General features: G+C 42.6%; 18 protein-coding genes, 1 tRNA gene, 1 rRNA gene and 2 riboswitches (1 of these 22 only partly in view). Of the genes, 6 read left to right on the top strand and 14 right to left on the bottom strand.

Annotated elements, in window-relative coordinates:
- Window positions 1-33: 33 nt before the first annotated feature.
- From CCC71_RS03905 to CCC71_RS03890, 4 genes are all read right to left on the bottom strand, one after another.
- Window positions 34-354 carry a hypothetical protein gene (locus CCC71_RS03905; RefSeq protein WP_296333031.1) on the bottom strand — a complete coding sequence of 107 codons (321 nt, stop codon included), beginning with the start codon at window positions 352-354 and terminating at the stop codon, window positions 34-36.
- 113 nt (window positions 355-467) lie between these two features.
- Window positions 468-1,376 carry a hypothetical protein gene (locus CCC71_RS03900; protein WP_156705234.1) on the bottom strand — a complete coding sequence of 303 codons (909 nt, stop codon included), beginning with the start codon at window positions 1,374-1,376 and terminating at the stop codon, window positions 468-470.
- Window positions 1,377-1,384: 8 nt separating this feature from the next.
- Window positions 1,385-2,332, bottom strand: coding sequence for a phosphodiester glycosidase family protein (locus CCC71_RS03895; protein WP_156705236.1), 948 nt, complete (start codon window positions 2,330-2,332; stop codon window positions 1,385-1,387).
- 16 nt (window positions 2,333-2,348) lie between these two features.
- The gene (locus CCC71_RS03890) at window positions 2,349-3,161 is read right to left on the bottom strand and encodes a polysaccharide deacetylase family protein (RefSeq protein WP_296333026.1); all 813 of its coding nucleotides are present in this window, start codon (window positions 3,159-3,161) and stop codon (window positions 2,349-2,351) included.
- Between the two features lie 201 nt (window positions 3,162-3,362).
- On the opposite strand from CCC71_RS03890, the gene CCC71_RS03885 reads away from it, so the two are divergent.
- The 6 genes from CCC71_RS03885 (at window position 3,363) to CCC71_RS03860 (ending at window position 9,091) form a co-directional block, all read left to right on the top strand.
- The gene (locus CCC71_RS03885) at window positions 3,363-4,148 is read left to right on the top strand and encodes a carbon-nitrogen family hydrolase (protein WP_296333023.1); all 786 of its coding nucleotides are present in this window, start codon (window positions 3,363-3,365) and stop codon (window positions 4,146-4,148) included.
- A 230-nt stretch (window positions 4,149-4,378) separates the two neighbouring features.
- Window positions 4,379-4,870, top strand: coding sequence for a helix-turn-helix domain-containing protein (locus tag CCC71_RS03880; protein ID WP_296333021.1), 492 nt, complete (start codon window positions 4,379-4,381; stop codon window positions 4,868-4,870).
- Window positions 4,871-5,021: 151 nt separating this feature from the next.
- A tRNA-Ser gene (locus CCC71_RS03875) sits at window positions 5,022-5,112 on the top strand.
- Window positions 5,113-5,313: 201 nt separating this feature from the next.
- On the top strand, window positions 5,314-6,657 hold the full coding sequence (locus CCC71_RS03870) for an esterase-like activity of phytase family protein (protein ID WP_296333019.1): 1,344 nt from the start codon (window positions 5,314-5,316) through the stop codon (window positions 6,655-6,657).
- Window positions 6,658-6,937: 280 nt separating this feature from the next.
- A riboswitch (SAM riboswitch) is annotated at window positions 6,938-7,029 on the top strand.
- 151 nt (window positions 7,030-7,180) lie between these two features.
- Complete coding sequence (locus CCC71_RS03865; RefSeq protein WP_021841098.1) at window positions 7,181-8,014, top strand: MetQ/NlpA family ABC transporter substrate-binding protein; 834 nt, start codon at window positions 7,181-7,183, stop codon at window positions 8,012-8,014.
- A gap of 67 nt (window positions 8,015-8,081) precedes the next feature.
- A riboswitch (SAM riboswitch) is annotated at window positions 8,082-8,173 on the top strand.
- 87 nt (window positions 8,174-8,260) lie between these two features.
- Window positions 8,261-9,091, top strand: a complete 831-nt coding sequence (locus CCC71_RS03860; RefSeq protein ID WP_295827805.1) for a MetQ/NlpA family ABC transporter substrate-binding protein — start codon at window positions 8,261-8,263, stop codon at window positions 9,089-9,091.
- A 234-nt stretch (window positions 9,092-9,325) separates the two neighbouring features.
- On the opposite strand, the gene CCC71_RS03855 is transcribed toward CCC71_RS03860, so the two are convergent.
- From CCC71_RS03855 to rrf, 10 genes are all read right to left on the bottom strand, one after another.
- Window positions 9,326-9,721, bottom strand: a complete 396-nt coding sequence (locus tag CCC71_RS03855) for a cytidine deaminase (RefSeq protein WP_296333017.1) — start codon at window positions 9,719-9,721, stop codon at window positions 9,326-9,328.
- 79 nt (window positions 9,722-9,800) lie between these two features.
- Window positions 9,801-11,150, bottom strand: a complete 1,350-nt coding sequence (locus tag CCC71_RS03850; protein ID WP_296333015.1) for a pyrimidine-nucleoside phosphorylase — start codon at window positions 11,148-11,150, stop codon at window positions 9,801-9,803.
- A 65-nt stretch (window positions 11,151-11,215) separates the two neighbouring features.
- Window positions 11,216-11,908: a deoxyribose-phosphate aldolase gene (deoC, locus tag CCC71_RS03845; protein WP_296333014.1), complete on the bottom strand. Its 693-nt coding sequence runs from the start codon at window positions 11,906-11,908 to the stop codon at window positions 11,216-11,218.
- A 49-nt stretch (window positions 11,909-11,957) separates the two neighbouring features.
- Window positions 11,958-12,578, bottom strand: coding sequence for a 3'-5' exonuclease (locus CCC71_RS03840; protein WP_021840196.1), 621 nt, complete (start codon window positions 12,576-12,578; stop codon window positions 11,958-11,960).
- 447 nt (window positions 12,579-13,025) lie between these two features.
- Entirely contained in the window at window positions 13,026-14,132 is a 1,107-nt protein-coding gene (locus tag CCC71_RS03835) for an NADH-dependent flavin oxidoreductase (protein WP_296333011.1), read from the bottom strand.
- A gap of 261 nt (window positions 14,133-14,393) precedes the next feature.
- Window positions 14,394-14,759 carry a MarR family winged helix-turn-helix transcriptional regulator gene (locus tag CCC71_RS03830; RefSeq protein WP_021840194.1) on the bottom strand — a complete coding sequence of 122 codons (366 nt, stop codon included), beginning with the start codon at window positions 14,757-14,759 and terminating at the stop codon, window positions 14,394-14,396.
- A gap of 184 nt (window positions 14,760-14,943) precedes the next feature.
- The gene (locus CCC71_RS03825) at window positions 14,944-16,203 is read right to left on the bottom strand and encodes a nickel-dependent lactate racemase family protein (RefSeq protein WP_021840193.1); all 1,260 of its coding nucleotides are present in this window, start codon (window positions 16,201-16,203) and stop codon (window positions 14,944-14,946) included.
- Window positions 16,204-16,233: 30 nt separating this feature from the next.
- The gene (locus CCC71_RS03820; RefSeq protein ID WP_021840192.1) at window positions 16,234-16,737 is read right to left on the bottom strand and encodes a GNAT family N-acetyltransferase; all 504 of its coding nucleotides are present in this window, start codon (window positions 16,735-16,737) and stop codon (window positions 16,234-16,236) included.
- Window positions 16,738-16,897: 160 nt separating this feature from the next.
- Window positions 16,898-19,642 (bottom strand): YadA-like family protein, encoded by a 2,745-nt coding sequence (locus CCC71_RS03815; RefSeq protein ID WP_021840191.1) that lies wholly within the window; start codon window positions 19,640-19,642, stop codon window positions 16,898-16,900.
- A 1,223-nt stretch (window positions 19,643-20,865) separates the two neighbouring features.
- Window positions 20,866-20,909: ribosomal RNA gene (gene rrf, locus CCC71_RS03810) — 5S ribosomal RNA — on the bottom strand (it continues 73 nt past the right edge of the window).

The following is a 20,909-nucleotide window of genomic DNA, read 5'->3' as shown; positions in this document are numbered from 1 at the left end:
TACCGATTACTCATAAATATATATTTATATTAATTATTTATTTTTTTTAGGAGCTGTTTCAATCACAATATTACGGCCATCTTTTTTAACTTGAATAAAGAAATTACCATAACCGTCCTTAAAGTATTCCATCTTAATATCTAATAAGAGCTTACCGATTTGGGTTTCCACTTTCTCAGTTAAAAACTCACGATAGAAGGCTTCCTGACTATTGACCGGCGATTTGCGAAGCGGTGCCGGACGACGGGCCGCCGCTTCCCCTTTAAGCATAGCCGTTTCAAAGGTTTCTTCTTCCTTCACATTCTTAAACATATCAGCATCGCTCAAGCCTTTTTGAATTTTATTTTTAGCCATAATACTCTTCCTTTCACTATTAAAACGAGAAAAGGCCTGCTGTAGCAGACCTTTTTCTCTTACCTATGCATAAACCTCATAATTAACACCAAAAGTCTGTTTATGCTTATTTATTACTTTTTATTGTCACTACCGGTACCGGACGACCGTTTATCTTCAATCGTCTTCTGAATCGATGCGACCGTAATATCTTTTAAATCCTGCTGCGTAGCAAAAGTATCTACCGTTTCAAATCCAACGCCGAGGCGTCCTTCCATGACAGATAAGGCCTTATCATCCTCATCCACCTTGGCAATGTAAATATCTTTGTCTTTATCCACACCGATCAAGCGATAGCGGCCCGGCGGATTAATAACACGCCAGCCCCCTTCCGTGCCGTCAAACATAAACACGTCACCGGTACGCACATTATCATAGAAGAAAATATCTTCGTCATAGAAAACGGCGATACGCCCGATATTGGACGCCTGCATGTAAACGCGGCGCGTATCATAGTTCGCGTCGGTACGATAAATGCGGTACGCATTATCGGCCACTTTAATCTTCATGTATACTACGTTGGTAGCCGTGGAGAAAGCAGCATCCACGATTTTGCTGTCTGCCGGCAAATCTTCCATGGTGGTATCCACTTCATGTTCCGGACTTTCCGGGTCAAAACGGGCCAGCACCACATTATCGGAGGCCCCGCCGTAAAGCCCCATAATCGCTAAATCGCGATCCGGTAACCATTCGAAATAGCTTACCGAACGGCCCTTTAAATCAATATTGGTCGGTGTTTTTTCACCGGACTTGTACACTTTAACGGAATCCTGAGTTACTACCGCCATATACTTATGACCTTCGGAATAATATTTATTCCCGTCCACTTCAGGGAAGTTGCCGTCTTTTTCTTGGCCATCACTGGCCGTTACTTCAAAATCCGTAGTCGGGGCGAAGTAAATTTGATCTAAGTAGTAATAGATGCCGCCCTGCAAGGCCAAGCCCAATGCAAAAGCTGTCATTATTTTACCAAACGATGCCATAGCCCCTCCTATTCAACAATAAAGGCCGTCGGAATCATCCGTTCGCCCAATAAATCGGCCGGTTTATTAACAACTTTGCCGTTATAATACAAGGTCGTACTGGACCCGCCATCAAGGTTCGCCGCAATATAGCAACCTTCTTCGTAAAGAACATCCTGCACGTCACGCAAAGTGGCGCCCGTGGAATAGCCCGGTTGGCGTCCGTCGATAACGAGGAAAATCACCGTGCCGTCTTTTTTCTGACCGATAGCCGTACGCGGGCCGATGCCCCAGCCGCCGTCACCGTCGGTAATCATCTTTTGGCCGTCCACAATAAGCGGCGGTCCGAAGGTAATCCCTTCAGCCGCATCCATGTCAGCCAATTCCGTCTTAGTATAGGTACCGGCGATTAAGTTGCCTTGCTTCGTAAAACCGACAAAATCAACCGCTTCATCGGGACCTACGTCCTTACCGATAACATAATTGCCGTCCTGCATAATAAAGCCATATGGCAAACGGCCCGTACCGGTACCGTTCGGATCGTGGAAACCGCCTGCATTAATAGCGGCTACCGCATCATTATCCTTGGCAATATTACTTACGGTTTCCCCTTTTTCCTGAATGTTTTTAGCCGTCGCTACTTTAACACGACGCGGATCCGGAATTTCAAGAACGTAACCCACATAACGGGTAGACTCAATGCGGCGCATTTTGAGCGTCGTATCTTCACGTGCTTTAAATTTAAATAAATCCTGACTCCGCACGGTGCCCACCGTCCCGAGAATCATGTTGATTTCGTCTTGATTAAACAACCAAGTAATGTACTGTGGATGACGCGAACGCATAATCGCCCCCACAACGGTTCGTTTCAGATTATCAAAAGGGCCAAACAGCACCACAATCGGTGATGTGACAGCGGTAAAAATAAACATGACGAGTATAAATTTTACCCACCCTCTGCTAAAAAATCGTTTCATCCTTTACTCCTATCTATTATAAATCGGTGTAATCCTCCGTGGTAATACGCTCTTCAAAATGCTTCAAATCCACTGCATTACCTATCCAGATGCGCTGCAAGGCATACGGATTATCACCGTGGTGAACCCAACCCGGATTCATAGTTACAGCGAGCAAAATACCGTTATCTTCGGCCGCTTTTTGAGTATACTCTTCCTGGCGCCCATAAGGGTAGCAGAACCACTTATTGTCGATACCCAATTGGTCTTTAAGAGCTTTTTGAGCTTTGACAATATTATCAAGCTGTTCACTCTTCGAAAGTTCGTTCATGCGCACATGATCATAGCCGTGACTGGCAATGGTAACGCCGCCTTTTTGCATTTCTTTAATTTGTTCCCACGTCAAACGGGTCCCCACATCGCCGGGATTTACAAATACCGTCGCGGCGAAGCCGTATTCTTTGAGCACCGGATACACGATGCTGTAGGTATCGGCATAGCCGTCGTCAAAGGTGAGTACCACCGGTTTAACCGGCACCGCTTTACCGTTACGGACGTAGTCATTTAATTGTTCCATCGTAATCGGGTTGAACCCTTTATCGTGCAATAATTTCATTTGGGCGCGGAATAAATCCTCGCGAATTACCGCATCATTGTCTTCATCGGGTCCCACTTTGTGATACATGAGTACCGGAATCCCTTTAGGCACTGCTGTAGCCACCGTCGTTTCTGTCTTAACCGCAGCCGGTTTAGCTGCTTCCGGAGCCGGTTCTTTACTATCCGCCGCACAGCCGGCGATTAACATCATAAGGCCCCACATCAATCCCAAGACTATTATGAAACGTTTCATTATAAGCCTCCTACTTATTCAATTGTCTTCTAAAAACATTTATGCACTCTATATTATATCATAAAGAATTGTCCTATGCCTATTGACACCGAATCAAATCGACTCCTATACTTGAAGTATATTCGAATAATAAATATAACATTATAGCAAAAGACTCAGATGAAGTTTTATTTTTTGAAAAAACGAAAGGAGTCCTCTCTTGTGAAAAAGAAAATTGCCCTTGTGCAAATGAATATCGCCGCCGGCGAAGTGGAACAAAATTACGCCCACGCCACGGAGTTGATTGAAACGGCCGCACAGCAAAAGCCGGATATTATTGTTCTCCCCGAAACATGGAACACCGGGTTTAAGATGACCGAAAAGCTTCCTCAGGATGCCGACAAAAACGGGGAACGCACCCAAACTATGCTCAGCGAACTGGCAAAAAAACATGACGTGAATATCGTGGGTGGCTCCGTAGCCATCTTGCGCAACGATAAGGTGTATAACACGACCTATGTGGTAGACCGTAAGGGCAATGTCATCTCCGAATTCGATAAAATCCACGGCTTTTCGCCGGCCAAAGAAGATCAATACTTCCAAGGCGGCGACCATACGCATCGCTTCTTCCTCGATGATATTCCTTGCTCCAGCGTCATTTGCTATGACATCCGCTTCCCGGAAATCATTCGTAAAACGACCCTCGAAGGAGTGGATCTATTCTTCGTACCTGCCGAATGGCCTACCTTGCGTCTTCATCATTGGGAGCTTTTGAACACCGTCCGCGCCATTGAAAATCAGATGTTTTTATGTGCGGTGAACTCATCCGGCTTCATTGGCAAAGTGGAAGCTGCCGGTAACTCCCTGCTCCTCGATCCGTGGGGCGAAGAAATTCTCCACCTCGGCAAGGATGAAGAAATTGCCGTGGGCACCATTGATTTGAGTGTGATTCAGGAAATTCGCAATAAGATTAATGTGTTTAGAGATAGACGTCCGGAATTGTATTAAGGGTAAAACACGACTGACATAGACATAATAAGCATAATTATCCCGCCATTAGAACCAAAAACTGTTAGACAAACAAACAATTAAAGCGTATGATAAAGACATTATTATGAATTATACATTTTTTAATGATGTTTATATTCTAGCCTTAAACTAAATTATGAATCAGCCGCGTAGCAACGACTATCCATAGGGTTCTGCTTAGAATATACCACAACGGGGAGGCGTATGTGGTGAGTCCAAAAGATAAAGAACAAAAGTATGTTACACCGGAATTTACAAATTCACAAATAGCCGAAGATGAAGGCGTGATGCGCTTTCAAAGACGAACAGAGCGAAGAATATTGGCACGCAAAGCGAGATTCGGTTTGGAGAATCGTGCGGAAGCCTTGGCTCTGGCACCGTTATTTGTCTCGCCAAGGCACGTAGAAATGCCTGACGATGGCATTCCGCGGGGCAATGCTCTATTCAATTGTTTAGGGTATAAAATTGCCTATTTGCGCGAAGAAAAAGGCTGGTTGCAAAAAGATTTAGCCAAGGAAACAGGAATCAGTGTCAGTTATATTTCAAAACTGGAACGGGGCTATCAAATTGAAGGTGTAACACTTGATATCTTGCTTACCCTCGCCAATGTGCTGGAAGTTACACTAAAAGATTTATTTGATTTTTCAAAAGAAGATGTCTACTTTGCTTACTATCGACTGAAAATTCACAGCTATTCCTAACTCCTCATAGCAGAGTGAATTCTTATAGGATGTTCCATTAACAACTAATATGCTACCCTAAGCCCTGTACAAAAATCTTCGTAATTTTTTATTTTCGTGATTGACAAGTTATTTACTTTCCCTTATACTATTAAAGTACGTTACACGACGTGGAGAGGTGTCCGAGCGGCTTAAGGAGCATGATTGGAAATCATGTGTGCGGTGATACCGTACCGAGGGTTCAAATCCCTCTCTCTCCGCCAGAGCTAAAAGCGCTGTCTGATTAGTCAGGCAGTGCTTTTTTTATGTCTACTCGCATTCTACTTTACATCAACTTTTTTATATATAACCACTCCTTATTTTTTACATACTCCTTACGTTTCCATTACCATTCATTGATAATCTCTTGATATAATCAGCTTACATATGCGAACTGCATAATTTTCTGGAGGTGCATGATAACAATGAAAAAACAATGGAAATGCTTACTCGCCCTAGGTATGACGCTTACAACTATGGGAGGCCTTGGCTTTGCGGCTGACGGCGTTCAAACAACGTCCTACATCGTTAACGCAGACAAATTCCAGTTGCCTTATGCCGGCAACGAAACTGTTTTTAACCACAAAATCAACCCCGGTTACGGCTCCGCCCTTGCTTTGAAATCCATCAACAAAGACGGCACGATTGAATTCTATGCCATCACCGACCGCGGTCCTAACGGCGACATTCCAACCTATGTGAAAAACGGTAAAAAAATGTCCGGGAAGTTCTTCCCTACCCCTGATTTCACACCAAGCATCGGTATCATCAAAGTGGATCCCGCCAAAGATCGTGCGGACATCATCAAATCCATTCCGCTCAAAGTAAACGGTAAAGCCATCTCCGGCAAACCGGTTCCATCCGGCCTCACCGGTTCCACTAACGAAGTGGCTTTAGACTTCAACATGAATAACTTGGGCACTGACGTAAACGGTCTTGATACGGAAGGTATTTCCCTCGACAAAGACGGCAACTTCTGGATTAGTGACGAATACGGTCCATTCGTAGCCAAAGTCGATAAAAAAGGCAATATCCTTGAAAAATACGGTCCCGGCCAGGGCCTTCCTACCATTTTAGCTAACCGTGTTCCAAATCGCGGCAGTGAAGGCGTTACGGTCGATGAAAACGGCCATGTATTCGCCTTTATCCAAAGCCCGATGAACATCGACGGCAAAACAGCCAAAACAGCTAAATATATCCGCATCGTTGAACTCGATCCTACAACGAAAGCTACTACTATGTATGCTTACCCTGTAGACACCGGTTATAAAAACACCGGCGCTGCCAAAATCGGCGATATTACGTCTATCGGCAACGGCCAGTTCCTCATGATCGAACAAGGCAAACAAAACGGCAAAATGCAGAATCTTATCTACAAAGTAGACCTTAACGGTGCTACCGCCATTCCTAACAACGGTAACCTCGAACTCGGTCTTTTAGACGGTCAAATCGTACCGGCTAAGAAAGAGCTCGTACTCGACTTACGCGCTCAGGGCTGGGATATTGAAAAAGCCGAAGGTCTAGCTCTCATGCCAGACCGCAAAACTATCGTAGTTGTTAACGACAACGACTTCGGTATAGACATCAACGTAGAAGACAAAGCGGTAGCAGATGCTGAAGTAGATGATTACACCTACGATGCTGACAAACAAGTTATGATTTATGACGAAGACAAAGCACCTCATGATGTAACTATCAGCTTGAAACAAAACGCTCCGGCTGAACAACAAAGCCAGATTTGGTTCTTCACATTACCAAAAGCTTTATAATACCCTAACCTCAATCAACCTCAAAAGCTTTGGTACGTAGAATCTTTTCAATACCTACAATTTAAGCAAAAAGAGCAACAATTCCTCGTTGTTGCTCTTTTTGTTTGTCCCTGTTATTTTAACTGCGGGACTTAACTCAAGCCTTTACGGCAGGGCTTTCATTAACCTTGCCAGCATGACAAAACATCTGTATTTTTCAAAAAAATAGTAAATTTTAAATTTCCTACTTTACAAGTGTGATTTACTCATGCTATAATCAGCCTCAAGAAATTCAATAGCGATATTATCAAGAGTGATGGAGGGACTGGCCCTATGAAATCCGGCAACCATTCGATGGTGCTAAATCCTGCGGCATGTCCCGAGAGATAACAACAAAGTAACGATGACTTGGGAATACAAGGGCATCGTTTTTTTATTACCCATCGCTTACTATTTTGTATTTGGGGATACAGGATAACCATGAATTTCAATTATTGTTATATTATTTTTATTATAGTATTTGAGACAAAAGGAGAGTTTTAACATGAAGAAATTTTTATCCGTAGCTGCTACCTTCGTATTAGGCAGCGCCTTACTACTCGCGGGATGTGGCACTGATCAAGGCAATGCCGCGGCCGGTTCTGACAAAAAAGTAACCTTAACCGTAGGTGCTTCACCGGTTCCACACGCTGAAATTCTGGAACATGTAAAAGACAAATTGGCCAAAGAAGGGGTAGACCTTAAAATCATCGAATTTAGCGACTACATCAAACCTAACCTCGCCTTAAATGATAAAGAAATCGATGCGAACTTCTATCAACATATCCCGTTCATGAAGAAGTTTGAAGAAGAGCATAATATGAAATTTGTGTCTGCCGGTGCCGTGCATATCGAACCGATGGGCTTATACTCCAATAAAATCAAAGACAAAAACTTACAAGAAGCCGTGCCAAACGGTGGTAAAGTGGCGATTCCTAATGACCCGACCAACACAGGACGTGCTTTACAGTTATTACAACAAGCCGGTCTCATTACGTTAAAAGACCCTAATAACATTTATTCCACTAAATTGGATATTGTTGCCAATCCTAAGAACTTAGACATTATTGAAGTAGAAGCGGCTCAAACACCAAGAACCCTTGATGACGTAGATATTGCCGCTATTAATGCCAACTATGCCTTGGGTGCTAATTTAAATCCATTAGCCGATGCGTTGTTCTTAGATTCCAAAGATTCGCCATATGCTAATTTAATTGCCGTTCGTCCCGGTGATGAAAATCGCCCTGAAATTAAAAAATTGGTAGAAGCTCTTCATTCTCCTGACACCAAACAGTTTATTGAAGAAAAATACAAAGGCTCTATCTTACCGGCATTCTAATTTGTTCTTCTTTTCTCTTTACAATTTTGTCCCCTCATGGTATACTAACGAAAGAATTAAATACGGACTGTTATCGAGAGTGATGGAGGGACTGGCCCTGTGAAATCCGGCAACCATTCGATGGTGCTAAATCCTGCGGTATATACCGAGAGATACGAAGTAAATGTAGGCGACTCGGTTTTACCGAGCCGCCTTTTTTATTCCGATACATTTCGTGCAGTTTTTCTATTTTGAGGAGGTAGAGACATGAAAAAATTATTTTCGTTAGCAGCCGCTGCTATTTTGGGGAGTGCCTTACTATTGGCCGGTTGCGGCAGCGACAACAACACATCCGCCGGTACATCCGGTAAAACAGTGATTACGGTTGGTGCATCACCGGTTCCACATGGTGAAATTTTGGAACAAGCTAAACCGTTATTGGAAAAAGAAGGTATTGAACTTAAAGTTGTAGAATTCACCGATTATGTAAAACCTAATATGGCTCTTAACGACAAAGAGTTGGATGCCAACTTCTTCCAGCACGTGCCATATCTTGAAAAATTCATCAGCGAACATAAAATGGATTTAGTATCCGCCGGTAAAGTTCATGTTGAACCAATGGGCGTTTACTCCAAAACGATTACCGATAAAGACTTAAATGCAGCTTTACCTAACGGCTCTAAAGTAGCAATTCCGAATGACCCAAGTAATGGCGGCCGTGCCCTTATCTTATTACAAAAAGCCGGTCTCATCACTTTGAAAGATCCTAACAACATTTATGCTACCAAAGCTGATATCGCTTCCAACCCTAAGAATCTTGAATTCGTAGAACTCGAAGCCGCTCAATTGCCACGCAGCTTGGATGACGTAGCTATTGCCGTTATCAACACTAACTACGCTTTGGAAGCCGGTCTTGATCCTCTTAAAGGTGCTTTATACTTAGAAGATAAAGATTCCCCATATGCTAACATCGTAGCGGTACGTAAAGGCGACGAAAATCGTCCTGAAATCCAGAAATTAATGAAAGCCTTACAATCTCCTGAAGTTAAAAAATTCATCGAAGATAAATACAAAGGCGCTATCTTACCTGCTTTCTAAGTCGTAAGATAATTTAAAAACAACAACAAATACAACTAACAACTAAAAGCCCGCTGAAGTGCTTCTCATCTGAACACTTCAGCGGGCTTTTTTTAAGTAGTGAACCATGTTTAAAGGAGCGTAAGCGACGCATAAACATGTGTGAATCTCTTAGTTCGCGGCGTAAAATTTTACGAAGTAAAATTCACAGCCGCCGAACAGGACGCATTTACAAAGTACTTAGTGCTCACCACATCACTCCAAATCTTTCGGTCCGAAGCTATGTGGTAACATTTCGTCCATGGTATAGCTTATAATCTGTCCTGCTTCATCTTCCAGCAAAATCTGCGGAATATCGAACTCTAACATCACCTGACGACAGGCGCCGCAAGGCATGCACGGATTACTTTTCAGACCTACAATGGCAATAGCCTTAAATGTCGTATAGCCTTTGGCAATTGCCGTCTGAATGGCGCCTCGTTCAGCGCACATGGTAAGGCCGTACGACGCATTCTCTACATTACAGCCGCTTATAATGGTCCCGTCTTCACTGAGTAAAGCTGCCCCCACCGCAAAATTGGAATACGGACTATACGAATGGAGCGCCGCTTCTTTCGCCGCCTCAATTAATGTTTGTTGCCAAGTGGCCATGATTGCCTCCCCTATAATCAGACGATTATTATTTCACTCGCAAATTATGTCAAAACCAATAATTCACCGAATTAGCCAACTATACATACCGTTCCGTACCGTCCGCTGTAACTCTGGCAAATACCAACGGTCGTTTGGCCGGTGGTGCGGCTTTAATCGTCAAAGCGTTTAAATAGCCCGTTTCGCCTTCCACCAAGGTGTTTTCAGAACTGCTCTGTAAATACGCAATAGTATCACCCGCTTCAACCGCATCACCGGTCTTTTTAAGCATCCAAATGCCCGCCTTGTAATCGAGTGTATCCGTCTTCGTATAACGGCCGGCCCCCAAGGCTAAGGCCGCTCGACCGCAAGCTTCCGCATCCATGTGTGTAATATACCCCGATTTAGGCGCAATAACCGCTTTTTTATAAGCCGCTTCCGCAAACGTCGCATCCGTCAATACCGATGCATCACCACCCTGAGCTTTAACCATTTCGACGAATTTTTCAAAACCGCGACCACTCTTTAATGTGTCTTCCGCCAAAGTTACGCAGTCTTCATAGGTTCCTTTGCCCCCAAGATATAGCATATTGGCGGCGAGGGTTATGGACTCGTGAATTAAATCTTCAGGACCTTTACCGCGCAGAACTTCCACCACTTCCGCAATTTCGGTGGCGTTGCCGATGGCCTGACCCAAAGGCCTATCCATGTCGGTAATCAGCGCCACTGTTTGACGCCCGTTATGATTACCGATAGCCACCATCGTTTCCGCCAGTCGCACCGCATCACCCAGCGTTTTCATAAAAGCCCCACTGCCCACTTTAACATCCAAGAGAATCGCGTCGCTGCCGGCGGCTAGCTTCTTACTCATCACGGACGATGCAATGAGGGGTATGCTGTCCACCGTGCCCGTCACATCACGAAGGGCATACATGAGTTTATCGGCGGGCGCCAAATTACCGGATTGTCCCGTAACGGCTACGCCTACTTTTTTGACAATATTAAAGAAGTTTTCTTTATCTAGCGCCACATTCACGTGCGGAATAGATTCCAATTTATCGATGGTACCGCCTGTGTGACCGAGACCACGGCCCGACATTTTAGCGACGGGCACACCGCAAGCGGCCACGATTGAGGCAATAATAAACGTCGTTTTATCCCCCACACCGCCGGTGCTGTGCTTGTCCACCTTAATGCCCGGAATAGGACTCAAGTCAATCTGTTCCCCCGACTCAGCCATAATCATGGTCAAATCCGCCGTTTCCATATCGGTCATGCCTTGGAAATACACCGCCATGAGCCACGCACTCATCTGATAATCGGGAATATCGCCTTTTACATAATTATCGATAATATATTTCAACTCTGCCTTTGTATGAGCCAGGCCGTTACGTTTTTTGATAATCAATTCATTCATATGCATAGTATCACCTGTTTTCGTGAAAACCATAGTAGCTGTCTCATGTTATCAACTGTTATACATGGCAGCTACTAATGCCGAAATGCTGCATCTGCTTAAAATGTTTCGTCTAAACGATTGGCCAAAAGCCCTACGGCCGCACTGGCGCCAATACGGTCACAACCGGCCGCCAAATAGGCTATCATATCCTCGATGGAACGAATGCCGCCGGCTGCTTTTATCTTAACATTCGGTCCGATATGTTTTTTAAATAACAGCACGTCATCAAGCGTAGCCCCGGCTGTGCCAAAACCGGTGGAGGTTTTAATATAATCGGCACCGCCATCCGTTACCGCTTGGCAAAGAGCGATTTTCTCAGCCTCCGTCAAATAACAGGTTTCAATGATAACCTTAAGCACCTTGTCGCCGCAGGCCTCTTTAACGGTCTTAATTTCTTCCACTACATTGGCGTAATGACCGTTTTTAACCATGCCAAGGTTGATAACCATATCCACTTCGGACGCACCGTCTGCTATGGCCGCTTTTGCTTCAGCCACTTTGACAGCGGTTGTCATGTAACCGAGAGGAAACCCGATAACCGTGCAGATAGTCACTTCTTCGCCGTATTTTTCAAACACGGGCTTCACATAGGATGGAGGAATGCAAATGGAGGCAGTTTCAAACTCCACTGCCTCTTCCACTAACTGCTGAATGGATGCCCAATCGGCCGTCGCTTTCAATAAAGTATGGTCCACATGTTTTAAAATTTTTCGTCCCGTATATTTCATTACTGCCGCTTTGCCGCTCATACGCCACCCCGCATCATATTAACTTTATATTGTAAAAAATTGACTATTCTTAGAAGAACGACATCTGCTCGCCAGATGCTTCTTCTTTTACTTTTTCACGACGATCATCCGTAATAAAGGATTCCTTAGCGAGACCGATGTTCGCCAATAATTGGTCCATAGATTGAACCCCACGCTTTTTAGCGGCTGCAATGGCTACCTGCGCACAAATTTCCGCATCATCCAACGCATAGTGATGTTTGAATTCATAGCCTAAGTAAGCAGCTAGCGTATTCAATTTATGGTTCTGCAAATCAGGCCAAACCCGTTTGGAGATTTTTACCGTACAGGTGTAATCAAGTTCCGGCCATTCAATATTATAGTGATCGAGGGTAGCACGTAACACACCGATATCAAACTTCGCATTATGAGCGATAACTAATTTGCCTTTCAAGTGATTTTCGTAAATAGCAGGCCATAATTTATCAAACGTCGGTTTATCCATTACATCTTTTGGCAAAATCTCATGAATGGCAATACATTCTTCATCAAACTGCATGAACGGCGGCTTGATAAGACTGTAGCCGCGTTTAGTAATCTGACCATTTTCAACAGTCACTACAGCCAACGAACAGGCACTGTTGGCGTATTTATTGGCTGTTTCAAAGTCAATGGCAACAAAATTTAACATATATAAACTCCTTTTATTGTGAATCAAATAATCAATGTACTTTTATTTCCAGGCATTAATAAGACCGCTCGTCACAATATGGACGGATAAAAAAAGCCTTTTCTATGCCGCTACTATATCGAAACATCTACCTTTTATTATACTCCATATGATAGGTTTTATCATCTGTTTATACATAAAAAGATTTTTTACAATCGAATAGACAGGGTCCGGCTTACTGCCGCCGGAATACAAAAACACCGCAAGTGACGCGCATGGCCTCTCACCCATACGCGCCGTCTTACGGTGTATTGTGCAATATTAAATCGTAAACAGATTTTGATGTATATAAACTTCCCTCTCAGGGAAGGTACCATATTATATTAACAGATTATCTATGTAAAAGCCGAAGGCTGTCTTTATTTTCAATGCAACGTTGTGCCTGTTTTGACAATAAATTATATTGTCTTATTTAATGAGTAAATGTGGGGTCTTCATTTCCATGAAGGCATAAGTCCCCGGAGCAATCATGAGCAAATCGCGATCTTGTTGATTCAAGGTGCGACGAATTTCGCTGTCACGGTTAGCCAAAATTTTGTGGAACCATTTAGGATCAATCAATACGCCGGTGCCGATGGCGGCAATGTCGGAGTATTTAAGGGCCGCTTCCACGTCTTCACGAGTGTGAATATCGCCTACGGAAATGAGCGGTAAACGACCGTTGATTTTTTCATACACATACTGCAACATAGATTTGTCGGCATATTTTGCTATATCAGTAGCACGATCATAGCGCGTTAAGGAAATGTGGAGATAATCCAGTTCTTTGTCGGCCAATTTATCAACGAGCCACAAGGTTTCTTCCAAGTTGAAGCCCGGATCGGTTTCTTCACGCGGGGAGAAACGATAGCCTACGATGAAGTCTTTATGACCCGATTCTTTTACCACTTGAAGGACACCGTCTACAACACGTTCAATGAAGGTGTAGCGTTTTTCCATGGAGCCGCCCCATTTATCGGTACGACGATTGGAATGTGGTGAAAAGAACTGATGCAACAAGTAATGGTTAGCCCCGTGAAGTTCAACGCCGTCAAAACCGGCTTTCATGGCACGAACCGTAGCGGCTTTGAAGTTTTCAATGATTTCTTCAATTTCATCGTTAGTAAGTTCACGAGGCACTTCGGAGCCTGCGCGGCCTGCCGCATAAGCACTCGGCGCTACCGGTTGTTCACCGCCCAATGTCTTATGATCAGACATACGGCCTGCATGGAAAATCTGAAGAATAGCTTTCGTTCCGTTTTCTTTCATGGTAGCCGCTAATTTCGAAAGCCCCGGAAGGAATTTATCATCATACACACCGAGTTCACCGGTCCAGCCGAGACCATTTTCTTGGATGTTCGCTACGCCCGTAATGAATAGGCCCGCACCACCGGTACGCATGCCGTAGTAGGCAATTTCATCACCCGTTACCGAGCCGTCGTAATAACTCATACGCGTCGTCATCGGTGGAATCGCCAAACGATTCTTTAATACGACACCATTTCTTAATTTTACTTGTTCCGTTAACTGTTTCATCGGTCAATCTCCTTTTTGCTGACTATGACGGCTTTTAAACGTCATTATCTCTTCTCTATCTGAACAATAGTGTTGCCTATTGGAATTTTCACCACAAGCATGCCTTTATCAATATGCATGCTCATGCATGTATCTATGTAAAAAAAATATATGTAAACAACCTAAGCAGTAATCACGTCTCATTACTGCTTAGATTGGAATTACTGACAGCTACTTAACTTCATAGCCCGCCGTTTATCGGTCGGTTGTACTCATACAGCCTTACTTATAATAACGCTGCAGTACTTCTTCTACCACTGTTTTCGCTTCTGTCAGTCTCTTCAAACCACAATCCGTAATGGCAATATAAACGCCTCGTTTATCACAATCGCAATCGACTCGTCGAATCGAGCCGCAATTGCTACCTTCCATGCGAACGATCATACGCGACATAGCACTTTGGCTAAGCCCCATATATTCTTGCAATATATTCAAACGCATTTTCTTTTCTTCGCTGTGCGCCAAAAAGTATAATACGTAATACCCGTTTAATGTTAATGATGTTCTCGCTTCCAACTCTTTGCTCAAAGCATCGGTTATATCTTTAACTCGTCTTATATCGGCTAACCATTGATCCATGAAAGCCATCGACTCACCTCCTCTAAATGCATGCACATGCATTTACTTTGTTTAGTATAAAGCATGTTCTGAAAAAATGCAACCCCTAAATTTAAATTTTTCTATCTTTTAAACTTAGGGGCGCTTCTCTTATTTATTCAGCTGTATTGAGTATTCAGTTTTCTTAAAAATCCGTATACTGCGTCGATTTTGCTTATTTTAAAATCGGCACGGTGTACGAGCCATGAGGCATAAGCAAGATTTCCGCATCGTTACCGAGCTTTGCCTCAGCGAGCTTCAAAGCTTCCTCTAAAGAGTGAACCGGTGTGAAAAAGGCTTTACGAGCATAATCGTCATCGAGGCTCGACATCAGGTAGAAGTCGGCTTTTTTCATTAAACGAGTAACGGCATAGGCTTTATGACGACCGATTTGGAAATCGTGACGCACCGAATCTTCGATGGCCTGAATAGAATGAAAATCATTCACGGTTTGGTCAAAAATCGGCGAACCGGAACCTTCGCGGCATTCAGCCAATAAGATTACCACACCGCCCGGTGCCACGGCACGAACCGCATTATCCATGGTCTTTTGGGACTGATAAATATTAATATCCTTCGGATAACCACCGGTTGAGGCAATAACAATCGGCGCCTGACGTTCAATGACAACGCCGTTTTGCGAATTCACAAAGTCACAGGCTGCTTTATGAGCGGAAATATAGTGCCCCGCAAATACACCGGTAAATTCTTTTTCACCATTCAATACTACGTTCAGTAAGAAGGTAGGTGGGCACATGGCCACGCCTTCCATTTGATCATCATAGATAGGGTTCCCTTCCAAATGACCAAGTGTTGCTTTATCATCGAGCATTAAGCTGTGGTTTTGACGAATCGTTTCATAAGAGGCTACGCCCGGCAAAATGGCTTTACGCCCGCCGCCGAAACCGGCAAAGAAGTGATGGACCACGGAACCGGTACAGATAATATGGTCTGCTTCGACTACATGACGATTGAGCCAAACGTCGGTACCAAAAGACGTCGTACCAACATGAACGAAATCTTCCTTTTTCTTAGCGCTGGAGTTGTACATAGCCACACGACCGGCTGCTTCCATCCCCACTTCACTAATCATTTCAGCCTCTGTCATATCACGATGTGTCCCTAAAGCGAAAACTATCTTAATATTTTCATCAGGAATCCCCACTTCGTTCAATTCATCCAGAATAATTGGCATGAAAACATGGGTATTGGCAATACGGGTCGTATCATTGGCGATGATAGCCACCGTTTCACCGGCTTTAAAAAGCTCTTTGAACGGTTTGGAATCAATGGGATGGGCCAAAGCCTCTTTGATGGCCGCTTCCGGATCTTCAATGACCGGCGTTTCCGCCATATGTAATTCCCCAATAATACGTTTTTCATCCAAACGGCAGTCAATCATTTGATCGCCATAGTGAAATGAGTAAGTTTTCATGCGTAAGCCCTCCATTTAACGCTTATAGTATTACACCAGTAATGTATATGTCTCCGTATCTTGATAACGGCCCTGTTTGATGCCTACTTCAGGCACGGTTCCGGAGAAAGTAAAGTTAAATTTATTATGTAATGATACACTCGCCTCATTGCCCGCCGTAATTACGGATACAACGAGATGTATGGATTCATCGTCTTTGGCCATTTGCAAAATATCCCCCATCAAGCGACTTGCTACCCCTTTACCGCGGTAATTCGGGTCGATGTAGATAGATAATTCGACCGTGCTGGCATAAGCTTCTTTGCTGCGATATTCGGACAGTGTTGCATAGCCGCAAACCTTACCGTCAATTTCAGCCACCAAAAGCGGATGGTTTTTAATGTTATGGTTTTCAAACCAAGTAGTCCATTCATCAATGGTACGAGGCTCAAGGTCTAAGGTTGCTACGCCGTGTACCACTTCATAGTTATAAATGTCTAATAATTCCGGAATGTCTTTACGTTCGCCACGGCGAACTGTAATCTCTGCTTTCATGTAAAACACCTCTTCTTCTCAAATTTGTTATAAACAATTATAGCACATGGGGAGATAATTGGGGTAAAAAGGTATAACTCTATAAATATAAAAAGGACACGGCCAAGATTCGCTCGTGTCCTAAATTATATAACTGTTATATATTCAATTATTCTTAAGCTTATTTAGCAATAGCTGCTTCCAATTTAGCCAAACGTGCTTTCAATTCGTCGTTGTCGGCTTGTAAAGAAGCAATATTCTTATCTTGCGCTTCTAATTTATTAGCCATTTCAGTTTTGCTCATATTGTTATATGGGGAAGATTCACCGAATTTGAAGGAAACACCGGCATTATACATGTTGTCGTTGTTACCTACAGCGGTAGCAAAGTTAAACATGATGTCGTTGTTCGGACGATAGAACGCACCGATAGCCGCAGCTGTTTCACTCTTATAGGCACCCATACCAACGGCAAAGGTTAATTTTTCATTAGAATCAAAGTCTAATGGATGTAAAGCGGCTAACGCAGCAGCACCGGCAGCGACTTTATTGACTTCCGTTCCCAAACGGGAAATCTGTTGGCTGTTATTCATGGTTTCAGAAGCCACGTTATCGATAGATTTTTGTAATTCATCACGAACTGTAACAACCTGATTAACGGTGGCTGCATTATGAGAACCGGAAACTAAATCAGATTCGCCAACGTTTTGAATAACTTGATTATTGGCATTGATGCCTTCGTTGGTAATGTAAGTGTTGCCACCAACGGAAATGCTGTTTTCTACTTTAAGCTCTTTGTTCAAAGAAAGGCTGAAATCATTTTTACCGTTTTCTTTAACTTGAATGTTGCCATCGCCGGTGATTTTAGTTGGAGTAACTAAACCGTTAACTTGTCCTAAAGCGTCTTTCAATTGACCTTCGGTAGCAGCACGGTCGGCTTGAACTTTAGTAGGATCCCAAGTTGTATTAGTAAGACCGGTAATAGTGCTGGCACCGTCTTTAGTACCAATGGAAACATCACCAGCCTTAATGGTGTCACCGAGGCTTACTTTAAGACCTTTGCTTGCATCTTTAGGGTCCACTTGTTCTACTACTACACCAGTGGTATCATCTCCGACAATATTTAAAGTGCCATTACCGTTAACAATGTTATCTACACGAGTATTAAGATTATTAATCTTAGTTGTGTTTTCAGCAATATTTTTAGTATTATTATCGATTTGAACAATTGTATCTTTATTTAAATCTACAACTACAGCATTTTTATCTGCATTGTAGGTAACAGCAGTTTTAGTACCATCGGCAAAGTTTACAATACCATTTTTACCGATAACGTTTGCTTTATTGCCATTAACTTTTAGTTCCCAAGCACCGGCTTTGCTTAAATCTTCATCGGTAATACCTAATACTGTTTTCCATTTGTTAATATTAGTGTCACCTGTCAAGTTGCTGGCATCGACTTTTACAAAGGTATCACCTAATGTATTAGTAATGCCGTCTTTGTTGAGAGAGTACGTGATTGTATTACCGTCAATAGTTGCATTAACATTGGCATCACCGGCAAACGTAATGGTTGGTGCGGTATCACCACCAAGTGCAATCTTAGTAGTCTTATCGCCTACAGCCACATTAAAACCGGCTTGTAATTTAGTGATATTGTCACCATTAGTTGTAGTTGCGGTGTCAATCGTGCTTACTTTATTGGCAACAGTTTTTAACTGTGCTACGTTAACAGCATCTGTGTCTTCTGTTCCGGCAGCAACATTAATAATTTGACGAGTGTTGCCATTTGAACCTACACTAACAGCACTATAGGTGGATTTATAGGTGGATAAGAGAGAATCCTTGACGGTTACATCAGATTCTGAAATGTTATTTGCCTTTTCATAAGCTCGTAAATCTGTAATAGCTGTGTCTTTAGCACTTTCTAATTTTTTAAGGGTATTAAAATCCTCTTGACGATCAGCTTCAGTCGCATAGGTTTTTGCTGTCATTGTAGCTACTTGATCATCATAAGCCTTTAATTTTGTAACATAATCCTGACGTAAATTTTGCCAATCAGTATATGTATCCTTGTATTTATCATAAAATGCAATTACACCATCAATAACAGTCTGATTACCGGTTGCGTTTGCCAAGGCTATATCAGAAGCCATAGAATTAGGATTTGTAGATAATTTTGTGTTCAATTCATCATTTAATGGAACATAGCCATAAGAGCTATTCCCACGATTTGCATTCGAAAATTGTCCTAACGCCACACCGCCACCACGAATGGGATCATAGGCTGCACTACCCGTAGTAGCACCGCTACCTAAAGCCGTACCACCATACAATGCATTAGAAAAATCACCTACAGCCGTACCAATTCGATAAGACTGAGCATTGTACCCCATCGCTATACCATCAATAGCCGAAGCTCCATTCCCGATGGCCATGGCAAACTCCGTCTGAGTAACATCAGCAAATTTATTACTTACATTCCAACGGGAAGAGCTGGCATTATTACCGATAGCAATACCACCTACTGCACGCGAATCAATACCTACTACGGTAGATTTTGAATTACTATAGTTATTATAACCGACGGCAACGCCACCCACTAAAGCTTGGTTTAGTTTACCAACAGCCGTACCACCAACAACTATGGCAACATTATTTTCTGAATCCCATACTGAGGAAGTTGTTGCTCTGTTACCTGTGCCTATTACAGTTGCGTCATTACTAGCATAGTTATCAAACCCAATCGTGGTGGTAAGTTTACCATCTGATGTAGCAAATTTATTAGGGTGAGTTGTGCCCGATGTTAAATCAAGACTTTCTGCTGATGCCAAGGAATAACTACTGATTAACGCTAAAACGGCAGCTGCAATCCTAGGCGTAATTTTTTTTGCTTTTTTGGATATACATAATTTTTGATGTAACATAAATACCACTCCTAATAAACTTACTATTGTACTACTTAGTCAAAGCAAATTCTAAAATCATTTTTTAATGATTAATTCATTAATCCTTAATTCTTAACTATAATAGTCCTATTTAGATTAAATTTCAAGACTTTAATTTTTTAATGAAGACCTATCATCTCTGATATACACGCATTGAAAAAGTAGGATATATTAGATAACTTTTATGGAAATTAGATGAATTTTTGTAATAATTTATATTTTATGCGGTTTAGTTACTACTTGATAAGAATAATATTTTTCAATTATGAAAAATAATTACATTTAACAAGTTCATATTATTATGTGTTTTGTAAATGTTTTATAAAATAAATTTATAAGATTTTACATTTCTTTTACATTTAAATTTTAACAAATTGCAAGTAGTTGTTAGTCCCATAAAATAAGGGGATATTAACGAACTGGTAAAAATGATTGAACTCACATCTGTATATTGATATCTATTTTTATTTTCGGAAGTTTCAGATGTATTTATTAGGTGAAATGGCATACTATAAATCAATGAGTGGAAATAAAAAAACACACCGGAGGGTGTGTTGAAGGGATTGTATATGATTTAGGATGTTGGCGTATAGCAGCGATAGAGGCTGTTATAGGCTATCATGTGGTGCTAAGGGCGGAAGTGGCTTAATGCTCTATTGATTTAGTGCGTGGCCGCATTGCTTGATTTTAGTGACTTTTTTAGTGCTAAGAAGGCTAGAGGAAGAAAGCTCTATTGATTTAGGGCGTGACCGCATTGCTTCGCTCGCTGCGGTAGTAGGAATACTATCATTTGATGCTAGGGGGCTAGGGGCTAGTGGCTTAATGCTCTATTGATTTAGTGGCATACCGCATTGCTTCGCTCGCTGTGGTGGAGGGAGTTCGTAACCCTGAGTACGTCCAGCTCTAATCAGCGACTACCTATCATTCGTACGCAGTCACGCTATATATGCTTCCCGTTCGGATGCTGTGGATTTTGCTACGCAAAATCTTACGCCCCGAACTACGCGATTCGCTATAATTTATGCGTCGTTTCACTCCTTTAAATTATGCTCTCTGCGTACGAAAGAAAGTGATGCAATACGATTTGTGCGTCGCTTTGCTCCTTCAAATCGTTTGCCCTACTTTTCCCAAGGCCAAGGCCTGGTCGGATAGGTAGTCAATACAACAAAAAAAGACACACCTTTCGATGTGTCCTTTTAGTCAATCAGCGACTACCTATCCTCCCAGGCCGCTTCCAGCCAAGTAC

The sequence above is a fragment of the Veillonella sp. LMAG:90 genome (assembly GCF_008679445.1).
Classification (GTDB): domain Bacteria; phylum Bacillota; class Negativicutes; order Veillonellales; family Veillonellaceae; genus Veillonella_A.
Note: the sequence above shows the minus strand (reverse complement) of the source record. Positions and strands in the feature narration are given on the sequence as shown.

Excerpts from the sequence above, each read along its gene's own strand:
- CCC71_RS03905 (WP_296333031.1), bottom strand. The coding sequence starts at position 354 with ATGGCTAAAAATAAAATTCAAAAAGGCTTGAGCGATGCTGATATGTTT.
- CCC71_RS03900 (WP_156705234.1), bottom strand. The coding sequence starts at position 1,376 with ATGGCATCGTTTGGTAAAATAATGACAGCTTTTGCATTGGGCTTGGCC.
- CCC71_RS03895 (WP_156705236.1), bottom strand. The coding sequence starts at position 2,332 with ATGAAACGATTTTTTAGCAGAGGGTGGGTAAAATTTATACTCGTCATG.
- CCC71_RS03890 (WP_296333026.1), bottom strand. The coding sequence starts at position 3,161 with ATGAAACGTTTCATAATAGTCTTGGGATTGATGTGGGGCCTTATGATG.
- CCC71_RS03870 (WP_296333019.1), top strand. The coding sequence starts at position 5,314 with ATGAAAAAACAATGGAAATGCTTACTCGCCCTAGGTATGACGCTTACA.
- CCC71_RS03865 (WP_021841098.1), top strand. The coding sequence starts at position 7,181 with ATGAAGAAATTTTTATCCGTAGCTGCTACCTTCGTATTAGGCAGCGCC.
- CCC71_RS03860 (WP_295827805.1), top strand. The coding sequence starts at position 8,261 with ATGAAAAAATTATTTTCGTTAGCAGCCGCTGCTATTTTGGGGAGTGCC.
- CCC71_RS03855 (WP_296333017.1), bottom strand. The coding sequence starts at position 9,721 with ATGGCCACTTGGCAACAAACATTAATTGAGGCGGCGAAAGAAGCGGCG.
- CCC71_RS03850 (WP_296333015.1), bottom strand. The coding sequence starts at position 11,150 with ATGGTTTTCACGAAAACAGGTGATACTATGCATATGAATGAATTGATT.
- deoC (WP_296333014.1), bottom strand. The coding sequence starts at position 11,908 with ATGAGCGGCAAAGCGGCAGTAATGAAATATACGGGACGAAAAATTTTA.
- CCC71_RS03840 (WP_021840196.1), bottom strand. The coding sequence starts at position 12,578 with ATGTTAAATTTTGTTGCCATTGACTTTGAAACAGCCAATAAATACGCC.
- CCC71_RS03835 (WP_296333011.1), bottom strand. The coding sequence starts at position 14,132 with ATGAAACAGTTAACGGAACAAGTAAAATTAAGAAATGGTGTCGTATTA.
- CCC71_RS03830 (WP_021840194.1), bottom strand. The coding sequence starts at position 14,759 with ATGGCTTTCATGGATCAATGGTTAGCCGATATAAGACGAGTTAAAGAT.
- CCC71_RS03825 (WP_021840193.1), bottom strand. The coding sequence starts at position 16,203 with ATGAAAACTTACTCATTTCACTATGGCGATCAAATGATTGACTGCCGT.
- CCC71_RS03820 (WP_021840192.1), bottom strand. The coding sequence starts at position 16,737 with ATGAAAGCAGAGATTACAGTTCGCCGTGGCGAACGTAAAGACATTCCG.
- CCC71_RS03815 (WP_021840191.1), bottom strand. The coding sequence starts at position 19,642 with ATGTTACATCAAAAATTATGTATATCCAAAAAAGCAAAAAAAATTACG.